Origin of the sequence: Actinoplanes regularis (genome assembly GCF_900188005.1) — a bacterium.
In the GTDB taxonomy this organism is placed as follows: Bacteria; Actinomycetota; Actinomycetes; order Mycobacteriales; family Micromonosporaceae; genus Actinoplanes; species Actinoplanes regularis.
Genome location: NZ_FZNR01000005.1, coordinates 399,818 through 413,275, shown reverse-complemented (window position 1 = coordinate 413,275; position 13,458 = coordinate 399,818). Strand labels below are relative to the sequence as shown.

The 13,458-nt window shown below is 69.0% G+C and carries 16 protein-coding genes; 7 read left to right on the top strand and 9 right to left on the bottom strand.

Annotated features, from left to right (window positions below):
* Positions 1–49 precede the first annotated feature (49 nt).
* From CHC09_RS16990 to hsaA, 6 genes are all read right to left on the bottom strand, one after another.
* Entirely contained in the window at positions 50–940 is an 891-nt protein-coding gene (locus CHC09_RS16990; RefSeq protein ID WP_089294060.1) for a hypothetical protein, read from the bottom strand.
* Positions 941–1,013: 73 nt separating this feature from the next.
* Positions 1,014–1,343 carry a PadR family transcriptional regulator gene (locus tag CHC09_RS16985; protein ID WP_089294059.1) on the bottom strand — a complete coding sequence of 110 codons (330 nt, stop codon included), beginning with the start codon at positions 1,341–1,343 and terminating at the stop codon, positions 1,014–1,016.
* A 63-nt stretch (positions 1,344–1,406) separates the two neighbouring features.
* Complete coding sequence (gene hsaB, locus CHC09_RS16980; RefSeq protein ID WP_239138272.1) at positions 1,407–1,958, bottom strand: 3-hydroxy-9,10-secoandrosta-1,3,5(10)-triene-9,17-dione monooxygenase reductase subunit; 552 nt, start codon at positions 1,956–1,958, stop codon at positions 1,407–1,409.
* Between the two features lie 16 nt (positions 1,959–1,974).
* Positions 1,975–2,880 (bottom strand): iron-dependent extradiol dioxygenase HsaC, encoded by a 906-nt coding sequence (gene hsaC, locus CHC09_RS16975; RefSeq protein WP_089294058.1) that lies wholly within the window; start codon positions 2,878–2,880, stop codon positions 1,975–1,977.
* On the bottom strand, positions 2,877–3,689 hold the full coding sequence (hsaD, locus tag CHC09_RS16970; protein WP_089294057.1) for a 4,5:9,10-diseco-3-hydroxy-5,9,17-trioxoandrosta-1(10),2-diene-4-oate hydrolase: 813 nt from the start codon (positions 3,687–3,689) through the stop codon (positions 2,877–2,879). The genes hsaC and hsaD overlap by 4 nt, the downstream gene beginning before the upstream one ends.
* 7 nt (positions 3,690–3,696) lie before the next feature.
* The gene (gene hsaA / locus CHC09_RS16965) at positions 3,697–4,869 is read right to left on the bottom strand and encodes a 3-hydroxy-9,10-secoandrosta-1,3,5(10)-triene-9,17-dione monooxygenase oxygenase subunit (protein WP_089294056.1); all 1,173 of its coding nucleotides are present in this window, start codon (positions 4,867–4,869) and stop codon (positions 3,697–3,699) included.
* Positions 4,870–4,976: 107 nt separating this feature from the next.
* Between hsaA and CHC09_RS16960 the strand changes: the two genes are divergently transcribed.
* From CHC09_RS16960 to CHC09_RS16935, 6 genes are all read left to right on the top strand, one after another.
* On the top strand, positions 4,977–6,110 hold the full coding sequence (locus tag CHC09_RS16960) for a 3-ketosteroid-9-alpha-monooxygenase, oxygenase component (RefSeq protein WP_089294055.1): 1,134 nt from the start codon (positions 4,977–4,979) through the stop codon (positions 6,108–6,110).
* The gene (locus CHC09_RS16955; protein ID WP_089294054.1) at positions 6,107–6,355 is read left to right on the top strand and encodes a hypothetical protein; all 249 of its coding nucleotides are present in this window, start codon (positions 6,107–6,109) and stop codon (positions 6,353–6,355) included. Before CHC09_RS16960 ends, CHC09_RS16955 begins: the two co-directional genes overlap by 4 nt.
* Positions 6,355–7,335: a ferredoxin--NADP reductase gene (locus tag CHC09_RS16950; protein ID WP_089294053.1), complete on the top strand. Its 981-nt coding sequence runs from the start codon at positions 6,355–6,357 to the stop codon at positions 7,333–7,335. Before CHC09_RS16955 ends, CHC09_RS16950 begins: the two co-directional genes overlap by 1 nt.
* A 46-nt stretch (positions 7,336–7,381) precedes the next feature.
* Positions 7,382–7,807, top strand: coding sequence for a nuclear transport factor 2 family protein (locus tag CHC09_RS16945; RefSeq protein ID WP_089294052.1), 426 nt, complete (start codon positions 7,382–7,384; stop codon positions 7,805–7,807).
* Positions 7,808–7,907: 100 nt separating this feature from the next.
* Positions 7,908–9,017, top strand: coding sequence for a right-handed parallel beta-helix repeat-containing protein (locus CHC09_RS16940; RefSeq protein WP_089294051.1), 1,110 nt, complete (start codon positions 7,908–7,910; stop codon positions 9,015–9,017).
* Positions 9,018–9,256: 239 nt separating this feature from the next.
* The gene (locus tag CHC09_RS16935; protein WP_239138254.1) at positions 9,257–9,526 is read left to right on the top strand and encodes a hypothetical protein; all 270 of its coding nucleotides are present in this window, start codon (positions 9,257–9,259) and stop codon (positions 9,524–9,526) included.
* 55 nt (positions 9,527–9,581) lie between these two features.
* Here the strand turns inward: CHC09_RS16935 and CHC09_RS16930 are convergent, their stop codons facing one another.
* Positions 9,582–10,169 carry a GNAT family N-acetyltransferase gene (locus CHC09_RS16930; protein ID WP_203833093.1) on the bottom strand — a complete coding sequence of 196 codons (588 nt, stop codon included), beginning with the start codon at positions 10,167–10,169 and terminating at the stop codon, positions 9,582–9,584.
* Positions 10,170–10,363: 194 nt separating this feature from the next.
* Positions 10,364–10,843 carry a hypothetical protein gene (locus tag CHC09_RS16925; protein WP_089294050.1) on the bottom strand — a complete coding sequence of 160 codons (480 nt, stop codon included), beginning with the start codon at positions 10,841–10,843 and terminating at the stop codon, positions 10,364–10,366.
* Positions 10,844–11,181: 338 nt separating this feature from the next.
* Between CHC09_RS16925 and CHC09_RS16920 the strand changes: the two genes are divergently transcribed.
* Positions 11,182–12,381, top strand: coding sequence for a hypothetical protein (locus CHC09_RS16920; RefSeq protein WP_089294049.1), 1,200 nt, complete (start codon positions 11,182–11,184; stop codon positions 12,379–12,381).
* Here CHC09_RS16920 and dmpG read toward each other — a convergent pair.
* Positions 12,369–13,388, bottom strand: a complete 1,020-nt coding sequence (gene dmpG / locus CHC09_RS16915) for a 4-hydroxy-2-oxovalerate aldolase (protein WP_089294048.1) — start codon at positions 13,386–13,388, stop codon at positions 12,369–12,371. The genes CHC09_RS16920 and dmpG overlap by 13 nt on opposite strands.
* Positions 13,389–13,458: the final 70 nt, after the last annotated feature.

Genomic DNA, 13,458 nt, shown 5'->3' with positions numbered 1-13,458 from the left:
ACTGGTGGACCTGGGGTATTGGTGCAGCGCAGGGTGGAGGAGAACCGGGTCAGAGGCGGGAATGGAAGCGGGCGGTCAGGGTGGCCGCGCCCAAGAGGAGCGCGGGCGCGACCGCGGCGACCCCGATCTGCAGGGCCGCGATCACCGGGGTCGATCGGGCCGAGGCACCGAAGCCGCCCTCCATCTCGAAGGACACCTGGATCAGCAGCACGTTGACGGCGAACAGTCCGATCGCCATGGTCACCCGCTCGTCGACGGCAAGCCAGAGCAGCCCGACGCCGCCGATGCCGAGCACGACCACGGGCCCGAGGACGTCCGCGAGGCCGGCGAGTAGCGGCACGCTCCTGCCCGCGTCCACGCCGACCAGGAGCAACGGCGCCAGCGGGAGATAGCGGAGCAGGCCGGCACTCGGCTCGCACCGGTGCCGCAGCAGCGGCAGGAGCGCCACCGTCGCGAGCGGGAGCAACCAGAACGTACCGTCGCTGGGCCTGACGAGCGGCCACATGCCGACCGACAACAGGAACGCCGCCACGGACGCGGCGACCGCTATCGCATAGCGATGGCGCAGCACCGCGACGAGGGCGCCGGCGCTCAGCACCACGATCCCCGCCATCAGGTACGGGAACGACGCCCGGAACACGGTGTGGTGGCCGATCTGAGCGATCGCGTCGGCCAGCGCATAGGCGATCAGCATCAGCGCGGCGACTCGGGAGGCGGCCAGCCAGCTCTGCCGAGCACCTCGGCGGCGGCCGTGGCCCGCGTGGGCACGCAACGCGCCCAGGACCAGCGCACCGGTCTCGCGCGCCGACGGGCGGCTCCGGCCCTGATCGGCGGCCACTTCCAGCAGCGTGTCCAGCAGCTCGGAACCGCGCTCACGGCGGTAGGCGGCCGGGTAGAGGCGAAGCAGACGCGTGTACCGGCGCTCGACCTGGGCGCTCATGCCGCCACCTCCACTGCGCTCCGGCGTCGACCTGAGTTCATGACCGAGCCAACCGATTCGCTCGCAAGCTCGCTCATGTGAGGCCCGCCGCGGGCCGGACGGCGGTGGACATCCGGTCGGTGACCACCCGGGCGGCGGCGGCCAGGTGGACGGCCTCGGCGTGCAGGGCGGCCCGGCCGGCCGGCGTGAGGTCGTAGTAGCGCCGCGCCCGACCGTTCACCACCTCTTCGTTCACGACCTGCACCAGCCCTTCGCCGGTCAGCCGGTCGAGGGCGGTGTAGAGGGTGCCGGTCGCCAGCCGCACGCGCCCCTGGGAGAGCTCGTCGGCCTGTTTGATGATCGCGTAACCATGTCTCGGACCACTCTGCAGAGCGGCCAGGATGAAGTACGTCACCTGTCGCATTCATCAACTATATATGTAGCTCAACTACCTATACAAGCGGCAGATGGCCGATGGGACAGCGAGTCAGATCCAGTCGTCGTGGCGGGGCCAGGCGAGGAGGGTGTCGACGACCTCGGTGCCGGCGGCCGGGGCGGGCGGGGCGGCCGCCCGGTAACCGCCCTTGAAGAACAGCAACGGCCCACCGTCACGACACTCGCCGAGGGTCAGCACCCGCCCCACCACGATCGCGTGGTCCCCGCCCGGATGGACCGCCTCGACCCGGCACTCGGCCCAGGTCAGCGCGCCGTGCAGGATCGGCACGCCCAGCGGGGACGGACTCCACGCGACGCCGTCGAACTTGTCCGACCGGTTCCCGCCGAACGCCCGGGACAGCTCGTCGTGATGCTCGGCGAGCACGTTCACGCAGAACAGCCCGGTCTCCTGGATCCGCTGCCAGGTCCGCGAGCCGGCCTGCGGGCAGAACAGCACCAGCGGCGGGTCCAGCGACAACGGGGCGAAGGCCTGGCACGCGAAGCCGGCCGGACCTTCCGGGGCCGCCGTCGTGATGATCGTGACGCCGGTGCAGAAGTGGCCGAACACCCGCCGGAACTCGCGGGTGTCCAGCCGCTGCGGGATGACGGTCACCCCGGCCTCAGTGCCCGCCACCGACGGCGAACCGGTGGCCCCACACGCTGTGCGCGGTCGTCTGCCGGGCCACCCAGGTGTCGTCGTCGACGGTCAGGCCGGCGGTGCCGTACTCGATGTCGAAACCGCTTGGTGTCCGTACGTAGAAAGAGATCATGTTGTCGTTGGCGTGCCGGCCGAGCGTGGAGATCATCGGGGCTTTGTTCCTCGCGCAGCGGTCGATGGCCCGGCCCACGTCGTCGATCGTCGCGGTCTCGGTCATCAGGTGGATCAGCCCCGTGGGCGCGGGGATCGGGGCGAGGGCGACGCTGTGGTGCCGGGGATTGCAGCCGAGGAAGCGCATCCACAGTGGCTTGTCGCTGGGCGGCAGGCCGACGTGCTCCGGGATCAGCCGCATCGAGTCACGCAGCCGGAAGCCGAGCACCTCGGTCCAGAAGTGCAGCGCCGCTTCGTCGTCGAAGGCCGGCAGGACCACGTGGCCCATGCCCTGCTCGCCGGTGACGAACCTGGTCCCGTACGCGCTGATCGCCGGCCGGGTGTCGAGGGCCGCCCCGCAGAAGAACTCGAGCCGGTTGCCGAACGGGTCGTCGACGCTGATCATCCCGGCCACCCGCCGGTCGGCGAGCTCGTCGGCCCCGGCGGGCTTGTAACCGACGCCGGCCGCCTCCAGGACTCCCGCCAGCCTGCCGAGCGTGACGGGAGAGGCGAGCTCCCAGCCGCTGGCGGCGAGCCGGTCGCGGTCGCCGGGTACCACGACGATGCGCGCGGGCAGGTCGTCCATGCGCAGGTAGACGGCGGAGGCGTCGGGGCCGCGGCCCTCGACCATGCCGAGCACCTTGACGCCGAAGTCCCGCCAGGCGGGGACGTCGGTGGCCTCGACGCGCAGGTAGCCGAGGGATCGGATGAGACTCACGACTGGTCCCCTTCCAGGAAGTCGAACGCCAAGCGGTTGAACTCGTCGAACTTCTCCAGGTGTGCCCAGTGGCCACAGCCGCCGAAGACGTGCAGCCGGCAGCGGCGGATCAGCTTGAGCGCGACCAGCGCGCCGTCGAGGGGATTGACCCGGTCCTCGCGGCCCCACACCAGCAGCACCTCGTTGCGCAGCCGGTGCGCTTCGCGCCAGAGCAGGCCCTCCTCGTACGTACGCGGGTCGGTGAACGAGGCGCCCATGGCGCCCAGGGCCCGCAGCGCCGTTGGGGTCGAGGCGGCGGCGAGCCGCTCGTCGATCAGCTCGTCGGTGACCAGCGCCGGGTCGAAGACCAGCGTGCGCAGGAAGGCGGCCAGTCGCTCCCGGCTGGGCCCGGCACCGAACGCGCCGAGCCGTTTGACGCCCTCGGTGGGGTCGGCGGCGAACACGTTGAGGCTGAGCCCGCCGGGGCCCATCAGCAGTAGTCTTCCGGCCCTGGACGGGTGTCGCAGGGCGAAGCGGACCGCGGTGCCGCCGCCGAGCGAGTTGCCGATCAGGTCGACGCGGTCGAGGCCCAGTTCGTCGAGCAGGGTCACGAGCGCGTCCGCGGAGTGGGTGAAGTACTGCCCGGTCATCTCACCGAGCTCCGACCCGCCGTACCCCGGCTGATCGACGGCGATGGTGTCGAACCGCTTGGCGAAGACCGGGATCGTACGGCCGAAATTGCTCATGGCGGACGCGCCCGGGCCGCCGCCGTGCAGCAGGACGACGGGCCGGGCACCGGCGGGTCCGGCCCGGTGGAAGGAGAGAGTCATGTCGGCCTCACACCATCGCGTCGGCGACGGACAGGCCGAACTCGCCCCGCCCGTACATGGACAGGGCCCGCTCGGGGTCGTTGATCGCATGCACCCGGCCGGCGTGCGCGTCCCGCCAGTAGCGCTGCATCGGGTGGCTGGTGTAGATCGCCCGGCCGCCCGAGTTCTCGAACAGCCGGTCGACGGCCTGGATCGCGAGTTCGGTGCCGCGCACCTGGTCGCGGCGCACCCGCAGGCGCAACCGCATCGGCAGCCTCTCCCCCGCGGTGACCAGCGACATCAGCTCGTTCATGTCGGCGGTCAGGGCGAGCCAGGCGGCGTCCACATCGGCGGCGGCCCGGGCGACGCGCACCTGCGAGTAGGGGTCGTCGGCGGCGCGGGTCCCGGCGTAGGCCGCGCGGACCCGCTCGCGCATGTAGGTGACGTGCGCCTCGTACGCCCCGGTGGCCATGCCGATGATCGGCGTGGTGATCGTGTTCGGGAAGATCGATCCGTACGGGATCCGGTAGAGCGGGGCCGGGTTGAACTCCTGGCCGGGGCAGACACAGCGGGCCGTGTCACCGAAGCTGAGCGACCGGTGGGCGGGGACGAACGCGTCGGCCACCACGATGTCGTTGCTGCCGGTGCCGCGCAGCCCGATGGTGTGCCAGACGTCCTCGATGGTGTAGTCGGCGGCGGGCAGCAGGAACGTGCAGAAGTCGGCCGGGGTGTCGCCCTCGCCGGGCACGATGCCGCCGAGCAGCACCCAGGTGGCGTGGTCGCTGCCGGAGGAGAAGCTCCACCGGCCGCTCACCCGGTATCCCCCGTCGACGGCCTTGATCCGGCCGGTCGGGGCGTAGGACGAGGACATCAGCGTGCCCGGGTCGTCGCCCCAGACGTCCTGCTGGGCCTGGTCGGGGAAGAGCGCCATCTGCCAGTTGTGCACCCCGATCACCGAGGCGACCCAGCCGGTGGACCCGCAGGCGGCGGCGATGTCGCGTACGCAGCCGAAGAAGGTCACCGGGTGGGCCTCGTAGCCGCCGAACCGGGCCGGCTGCAGCAGCCGGAAGAAGCCCGTGGCGGCGAGCGACTTGATGGTCTCGGCGGAGATCGTCCGGCGGTCCTCCGCCTCCTGTGCCCGGTCGCGTAGAACGGGTAACAAGTCCCGAACTCCGGAAGCGACCGCTGCGGCGCCCTCCATGAGATCCCCTCTCACCGGCTTGGCTGGCGAACCGAACGGTCCCTATACTAGAACACGTTCTAGTTAGCGGGCTACCGAAGCGTTCGATCGGGATTCGGGGAGCGAGCATGACCGACGGCGGAACACCACGCACGATCGACACCGGGGTTTTGCCGACCAGGTTCGCCCGAGGCTGGCACTGCCTGGGCCTGGCCGACTCGTTCCGGGACGGCAAGCCGCACGCGATCGAGGCTTTCGGCACCAAACTGGTGGTCTTCGCCGACTCGGCGGGCGCCCTGCACGTGCTCGACGGATACTGCCGGCACATGGGCGGCGACCTGACGATGGGCACGATCAAGGGCGACGAGATCGCCTGCCCGTTCCACGACTGGCGCTGGCGCGGCGACGGCCGCTGCGCCGCCGTGCCGTACGCGCACCGGGTCCCGCTGCGCGCCCGGACCCGCTCGTGGCACGCCATGGAGGAGAACCGGCAGCTGTTCGTCTGGAACGATCCGCAGGGCGCCCCACCCCCGCCGGAGATCACGATCCCCCGGATCGAGGGCGCCTTCTCCGACGAGTGGAGCAGCTGGACCTGGGACTCGATCCGGATCGACGGCGCCAACTGCCGCGAGGTCATCGACAACGTCGTCGACATGGCGCACTTCTTCTACATCCACTTCGCCTTCCCGACGTTCTTCAAGAACGTGCTGGAGGGCCAGGTGGCGGCGCAGTTCCTGCAGACCCGGCCGCGGCCGGACGTGCCGATCACCGCGCGACAGTCGGGCGACGCGACGCTGCGCTCGGAGGCGGCGTACCACGGCCCGTCGTACATGATCGATTATCTGTTCAACAACTACCGTGGCATCGACGTCGAATCGGTGCTGATCAACTGCCACTACCCGGTCTCGGCCGACTCGTTCGTGCTGCAGTGGGGGGTCATCGTCAAACGGCTGCCCGGCCTCACCAACGAGCAGGCCGCGAAGGCCGCGGTGAAGTTCTCCAAGAGCATCGGGATCGGCTTCGAACAGGACGTCGAGATCTGGAAACACAAGAGCCGGATCGACAACCCGCTGCTCTGCGCCGAGGACGGGCCGGTCTACCAGCTGCGCCGCTGGTACGAGCAGTTCTACGTGGACGTCGAGGACGTCACCGAGGACATGGTCGCCCGCTACGAGTTCGAGGTCGACACCACCCGGGCCGTCGAGACCTGGACCGCCGAGGTGGAGGCCAACCTCGAACAGCAGGCCGGATCCGCCTCATGACCCGGGCCGACACCCTCAGCGAGCGGCAGGAATACCTGCGCGGCGGCTTCGCGGAGCTGGCCTGCGAGCGCTGCGCCGCCGTGGTCCTGGTCCGCAAGTCGAGCCCGCAGCAGACCAGCGTGCAGTGGACCACCGCGGCCGCCCGCCAGTGCGTCACCGAACTCGGCGCGCTCGTGCCCACCTGCCCCGGCCTGCGCGCCAGCATCGATCAGGCGGTGCGCACCGGACGCCTGGAAGTGCCCTGATGTCCCACCGGCTGCGCGTCACCGAGGTCGTCGCCGAGACCGCCGACGCGCACTCGCTGGTCCTGACCGTGCCGCCGCAGCTCGCGGCGGCGTTCGCCTACCAACCCGGGCAGTACCTGACGGTCCTGGTGCCGCAGGACGACGGGAGCGTCGCCCGCTGCTACTCGCTCTCCAGTTCTCCGCACACCGATATCGATCTGAAGATCACCATCAAGCGGGTACGGGACGGACACGCGTCGAACTGGATCTGCGACCACGTCCGGACCGGTGACGAGCTGGAGCTGCTGCCACCGGCCGGCGAGTTCACCCCCGGCTCGCTCGACGACGACCTGCTGCTGCTCGCCGGCGGCAGCGGCATCACGCCCATGATGGCCATCATCAAATCGGTGCTCGCCGACGGGAACGGACGGCTCACCCTGGTGTACGCGAACCGGGACACACCCTCGATCATCTTCGCCGCCGAGCTGGCCGAGCTCGTCCGGCGCCACGGCGACCGGCTGACCGTCACACACTGGCTCGACAGCGAGCGCGGCGCCCCCGACCCGGCCGCGCTGGCCGCTCTCGTCGTGGAGGCGCGCGCCGGAACACCGTACGTCTGCGGCCCCGAGCCTTTCGTCGCGGTGGCCCGCGAGGCTCTACGGCAAGCTGGGGTACCGGAGGACCGCGTGCGGGTCGAGCGCTTCGAGCTGGAACAGGTGACGACGATGGACGCCACCCTGGAGGTGGAGCTGGACGGGCAGACCCACCGGCTGCCGTGGACGGCGGGCAAGCGGATGCTCGACGTGGTGATCGAGGCCGGGCTGAACCCGCCGTTCTCCTGCCGGCAGGGGCACTGCGGCGCCTGCGCCTGCCGGCTGCTCAGCGGGAAGGTCGAGATGCTGAACAACGAGATCCTCGAGGAGGAGGACTTCGCCGAGGGTTACGTGCTGGCCTGCCAGTCCGTAGCCCGCAGCGAGAACGTATCGATCACCTATTACTGAGCGACGGGCAGAATTCAGAATCCGACGGTGGAAGTTAGACTGGAGAGTGGACCTGACTCACAGGGAAATCTTCCAGCGTTATGTGTACGCCGGCGCGGTCACCCGGGACCCGGACGCGATCGCCGCACTGTTCACCGAGGACGGCGTGTTCGACGCGCCGCTTGCTCCCGACGGTCATCCGCTGCATCGGCGCCTGGTGGGCCGTGCCGCGATCCGGGACGGCATCAGTGCGTACCACCAGCAGTTTCACTACCAGGGGACCGTGGACCCGGAACGGTCCGCCTTCGTCCTGCACGACACCGCGGATCCTGACGTGTTCATCGCCGAGATCGATGCCGCCTTCGTCGAAGGCGACGGGCGCCGGACGACAATGTCCCTCGTGCAGATCTTCCGTCTGCGCGACGGGCTGATCGCCATGCTTCGCGACTACTTCCCCGAGTTGCCATCCGTCGTTCCGGACGACCAGTTGTAAGCTTTCAATTTAGAGACCTGCATGTTTCGATCTCATGACGCGTCGGCCGTCGTCGTCCCCCAACGACGTGGCCATCCCCCTTTCGAAAGGAAGTCGCGCCATGAGCTCCATCCGGAACGTCCTCGCCGCAACGACCGTCGCCGCGGCCGCGCTCGGCCTGGTCTCCGCCCCGGCGTTCGCCGCGACGGTCGTCGTCAGCAACGTGACCGACCTGACCAGCGCCATCAAGAACGCCACCGCCGGTACGGTCATCCAGGTCCGCGGCGGCACCTACTACCCGACGGCCACCCTGCAGTCGACGGCCAACGGCACCTCCGGCTCGCCGATCACGCTCACCGCGTACGGCTCGGAGACCGTCAAGATCAGCGGCACCAGCCTTCCCAGCGGCTCCTGGATCTTCAAACTGACCGCCGACTACTGGAACGTCTCCAACATCACCTTCCAGAACTCACCGGACAGCGCGGTCGTCTGCCAGTCCTGCACCGGCACCAACTGGAACAACATCAAGACCATCAACGGCGGCGACTCCGGCTTCACCCTCACCGGCGACGGCACGGTGAACAACACCGTCAAGAACATCGACTCGTACGGCAACTACGACGCCGCCGAGCACGGCGAGAACGCCGACGGCATCGCCGTCAAGTACGGCTCCGGCACCGGGAACCTGGTCACCGGCGCCCGCATCTACAACAACTCCGACGACGGCATCGACCTGTGGTCCTTCTCCTCGCCCGTCACCATCGAGCACACCTGGTCCTTCGGCAACGGCAAGAACCGCTGGAGCGACTCCGCGTTCGCCGGCGACGGCAACGGCTACAAGCTCGGCGGTGACGGCGAGACCGTGGCGCACGTCGTGAACAACTCGGCGGCGTGGGACAACACAGGCAACGGCTTCACCGAGAACTCCAACAAGGGCGCGATCGTCATCAACCGCACGACCGCCTACGCCAACGGCAGCTGGGGCTACTACTTCGCGACCAGTTCGGCGAAGTTCGGCAAGAACCTGGCCGTCGGCAACGGCAGCGGGCTGGTGAACAAGGGCTCCTCGGTCACCTCGGCCGGCAACAACTGGGACAGCGGCATCAGCACTCCGGCGTTCCTCTCGACGGACGCGACGAGCTGTTACAACGCTCGCAGCTCCAGCGGCACGCTGCCTGCCACGACGTTCCTGACGACGGGTAGCAGCACCATCGGCGCGACGATGAACTGAGCCGGCGCACGGCGGTCCCGCTGCCTTCGCGGGGCCGCCGTGTTCGCGAGGCGTACATCCACAGCCCTAACTTGATCATCACGGGCCGGAGTGCTGTCATTGACGGCTCCGGCACGCGATCCAGGGAGACGACGATCTTTTTCTTCGAAGGCGAACGCTCCGGGCTGTCGAAGCCCCGATCCCCGCTGGCCGGCTTCTGGGCGCTACTCGTGGGCGGCGGCCTGCTCACGGTGCTGACCGTGGCACTCCAGCCGGCCACCGACGTACGCGGCTGCTCGAACTACGGCGGCAACGGCAACGGCACCGCGTTCGACGACGACGGCTGGGATCTGCTCTACCACCTGCTGCTGCTCGCCTGGCTGCTCGCGGTCGTCGTGGAACAGTTGCTCCCGGTCACCTGGAACGGCCGCAAGGCGGGCCCGATCGTCGCCCGTGCCCTCCTCGCCCTCGTGACCGCTGTAGCCGCCTCCTGCTGTGTAGGCTTCAAGCTGCTTCTGCTCTGCCATTAGCCGGGCACGCGGCGTACGAGCTGATCGCTCCGCCGCTGTCGATGACCACCAGCGCTCATCCGCCCGTACGCCCCGACGCGACCTGCGCTTCCACCCGCTCCAGATCGGGGTCACGCAGACCGACCGTGTCAGTGGCCCAGAACGCCTCGGGATAGATCAGCCGGCCGACCATCCACGGCTGGTACGACGGAAGAAGCGCCACCTGGAACCCCGGGTCCGGGATGCGCGTCGAGGGCCGGTCGAACCCAAGAGCGGAGGCGGAGCTGAACCCGCGGCGTCCGTAGTAGTCCGGGCTGCCCTCGAGGAAAACGGCTGGCGCGCCACGATCTCCGGCGGTCCGCAGCGCCGCCGCGACCAACGCGGTGCCGACGCCGTGGCGCTGGAGGTCGGGACGTACCGACAGCGGGGAGAGCACCACCACCTCGACCAGCTCGCGTCGAGCGTCCACCCAGCCGCGTGCGAGACCAACGTGCCCGACCAGCTCCTCGTCGACAACAGCGACCAAGCTCGCCCGAGCTGCTCCGCTGGTCTGCAGAGCCCGCATCATCTGCACAACGCGCCCGTCCCGTGGCTCGCCGAATGCCGCCGAGACGACCTCCTCGGCAGCCAGCTCTTCGGCAGGCATCACATCACGGATCTCCATGGCGCGACCTTAGTGACAGAGGTCGGCCGGCGCACCGCAGTTTCCCGGGCTATCGAGGGCGCTTCACCATCGCCTTCCGCCTCGAGGATGACGGCTTCTCGCCCTGACGTGCGGCAACGCGTGAAGGCCGGGGCCCACCCATTTCGAGGTGGAGATGGGCGTCGCTGTGCGAGGATCCGCGGCATGACGTCCGGTCACCTGTTCGGCTCGGCGAAGTCCTCAGCAACTTCTCGAATGTCGGGATCGGCGCTGGTCTTGGCGCGATTCACAAGTTCCCGTAAGACATCGCGGGCTTGGATGTGATCCAGCAGTTCCGCGAGACGTCGATACTCATCCTCATCGGCGTGATCGAGTAGCGCCATCACCTTCTGGGGAAGTTCGCCGAGGCGCCCAGTTCGCCAGGCGGGCGCGATGGCTTGACGGGCGGCCAACGCCCATCCGTGCGACAGCGACAGTTCAATCAGGCGGTCGAGCACCGCCGGCACGTCTTCGGGTAGCACCGCTAGAAACTCGAGGGCGACGCCCTGATCCCACCGGCTTCCATTCAATGCCTGAGCGATGATGCCGGTACGGGATTTGGCGTGCTGGTAGAACTCGGCGCGGCGATGCGCACGTTCCTGTTCGGCTGCGACCAGCGCGGCCCACAACTGCTGGTCCTCAGGTTGTTCAGTCACGTTCTCTCCAGGCTGTCGGGGAGACGGCATCAGCCGGATGGATCGGGGTTGCTCGCGGGTCCATGCCGAAGCGGCCACGACGAGTTCGGGTCGAGGTTCCCGCGCTCGTTCGAGATGATCACTTCGGAATTTGGAAGCCTACGGCAGTGGCTGTGGACCCGGGCCGACGGCGACGTCTTGCCATTAGATCCAAGCATCTCGGACCTAATCAACCGGAATATCCTTCAATAGAACCAAATTCACCTTTTCACCAGCATGCCGCCGCCTGGGCAGGTTGAATGGTCATGAGGCGGGTATCCGCAGCTGCCCGATATCGATCCAGATCACGAGGGCCACGCATGTCCATCCATGCACGACTGCTGCGGGCTACGACGGCCTTGATGCTCTGCGTCTCCGCCGCGATGGTCGCCGGCAGGCCGGCGCTCGCGGCCGCGGCACCGACCTCGCTGCCGGCCGGGCAGTTCACGCTCACCGCCGACTACGACCAGTTCAGCGCGCTCAACACGGCACTGGCCGCGAGGCTGGGCACGGCCACGGTGTCCGACGTGATGGAGAACGCCAACCACAGCCGCTGGGCGATCACCGACTCGCTGAACCTGCCCGGCTACAGCACCGGGTTCCGGTTCGACGACGAGGACCGCAACAGCTGCACGAGCTTCCCGCAGGGCATCACCACCAGCCGGGACGCCGTCGGCAGCCCGAACGGCGGAAGATACGACGGGCACCAGTTGATCCTGGTCAGCTGGTACACCATGCGCGGCTGCGGCGGCAGTACCTCCCGCAGTCGCATCACGCTGGTCGACTGGGACGCGACCCACCCGAAGAGGTACCGCAAGATCCTGCTGGTCGAGCCGACCGGAACGGCCTCCGTACCGAACTTCACGGACATCCCGATCCACGCGGGCGGCGTCTCCTGGTACGGCGATCACCTCTACGTCGCCGACACCGTCCGTGGGATGCGGGTGTTCGACATGACGAGGATCCTCAAGACCAGCACCGCCGGTACCGCCGACCAGATCGGCCGGCAGAACGACACCACCTACTACGCCCACAACTACGCCTACGTGCTGCCGCAGGTCGGCACGATCACGGCCGCCACCACCTCGGGCACGGCACTGGTCTGGTCGACGATCTCGTTGGACCGGGCGGACCCGTCGATCGTGATGGCCGAGTACACCTGCACGTCCGGATGCACCCGCTACCCGAACCGGGCGCCCCGAGCCGTCCGCTTCCCGTTCGACCCGAACCTCACCACCTTCGCGGCCGGCACCACGGCGACCGAGGCACTGCGGCTGCCCTGGCGCAGACTGAACGGCGTCGCCGCACACGACCACCGCTGGTGGTTCAACTCCTCCGGCGACAAGAAGCTGTACTACTGGACCCCGGCCAGGGCTCCCTCCGCGTACAACTGGGTGACCGGCGGCGAGAGCATCAGCTACTGGGACAACGGCACCCGGCCGGACCTGCTCTGGTCGCTGCAGGAACCGATGGGCCACCGCAACGTGTTCGCGGTCCAGGAGGCCGCCTACGACGGCTGACCCGTGCGACCGAGCTGGATCGCGATGTCGATCAACTGATCCTCCTGGCCGCCGACCAGGCGCCGCTCCCCCGCCCGCACCAGGATCTCGGCACCGGAGACCTGATACCGCTGGGCGAGCGTGAAGGCATGGGTCAGGAAGCTGGAGTACACCCCGGCATAACCCATGATCAGGGCGAGGCGGTCGAGTTTGCACTCGTCCGGCATGACCGGGCGTACGACGTCCTCGGCCGCGTCGACAATGGCGAAGAAGTCCACGCCGGTACGGATGCCGAGCTTGTCGCAGACCCCGACGAACGCCTCCACCGGCGTGTTCCCGGCCCCGGCGCCGAACCGCCGGGTGCTGCCGTCGATCTGCCTGGCCCCGGCCCGCACGGCGAGGACCGAGTTGGCCACCCCGAGGCCCAGGTTCTCGTGGCCGTGGAAGCCGACCTGGGCGTCGTCACCGAGCTCGGCCACCAGCGCCGCGACCCGGTCGCTGACCTGGTCGAGCACGAGCGCGCCGGCCGAGTCGACGACGTAGACGCACTGGCAGCCGGCGTCGGCCATGATCCGGGCCTGCGCGGCGAGCACCTCGGGCGGCTGGGAGTGGGCCATCATCAGGAAGCCGACGGTCTCCAGCCCGAGCTCGCGGGCGAGTCCGAAGTGCTGCTCGGTGATGTCGGCCTCGGTGCAGTGGCTGGCGATCCGGCAGACCGTGGCGCCGTTGGCGGCGGCCTCGCGGATGTCGTCGAAGAGCCCGATCCCGGGCAGCATCAGGAACGCGATCTTCGCCCGGGAGGCGGTCGCGACGGCCGCCCTGATCAGCTCCTGTTCCGGGGTCCGCGAGACGCCGTAGGTGAACGACGACCCGCCCAGGCCGTCGCCGTGGGTCACCTCGATCACCGGCACGCCGGCCGCGTCCAGGGCGGCGACGACCGCCGTGACCTCCGCGACGGTGAACTGGTGACGTTTGGCGTGCGAGCCGTCCCGCAGCGTGGAATCGGTGATCCTGATATCGCTGGTCACGGCGCCACCTCCGCTGCGCTCCGGCGTCGCCGTGCCCTGACGACTGAGCCAACCGATTCACTCGCAAGCT

Excerpts from the sequence above, each read along its gene's own strand:
- CHC09_RS16990 (WP_089294060.1), bottom strand. The coding sequence starts at position 940 with ATGAGCGCCCAGGTCGAGCGCCGGTACACGCGTCTGCTTCGCCTCTAC.
- CHC09_RS16985 (WP_089294059.1), bottom strand. The coding sequence starts at position 1,343 with ATGCGACAGGTGACGTACTTCATCCTGGCCGCTCTGCAGAGTGGTCCG.
- hsaD (WP_089294057.1), bottom strand. The coding sequence starts at position 3,689 with ATGACTCTCTCCTTCCACCGGGCCGGACCCGCCGGTGCCCGGCCCGTC.
- hsaA (WP_089294056.1), bottom strand. The coding sequence starts at position 4,869 with ATGGAGGGCGCCGCAGCGGTCGCTTCCGGAGTTCGGGACTTGTTACCC.
- CHC09_RS16960 (WP_089294055.1), top strand. The coding sequence starts at position 4,977 with ATGACCGACGGCGGAACACCACGCACGATCGACACCGGGGTTTTGCCG.
- CHC09_RS16955 (WP_089294054.1), top strand. The coding sequence starts at position 6,107 with ATGACCCGGGCCGACACCCTCAGCGAGCGGCAGGAATACCTGCGCGGC.
- CHC09_RS16950 (WP_089294053.1), top strand. The coding sequence starts at position 6,355 with ATGTCCCACCGGCTGCGCGTCACCGAGGTCGTCGCCGAGACCGCCGAC.
- CHC09_RS16940 (WP_089294051.1), top strand. The coding sequence starts at position 7,908 with ATGAGCTCCATCCGGAACGTCCTCGCCGCAACGACCGTCGCCGCGGCC.
- CHC09_RS16930 (WP_203833093.1), bottom strand. The coding sequence starts at position 10,169 with ATGGAGATCCGTGATGTGATGCCTGCCGAAGAGCTGGCTGCCGAGGAG.
- CHC09_RS16920 (WP_089294049.1), top strand. The coding sequence starts at position 11,182 with ATGTCCATCCATGCACGACTGCTGCGGGCTACGACGGCCTTGATGCTC.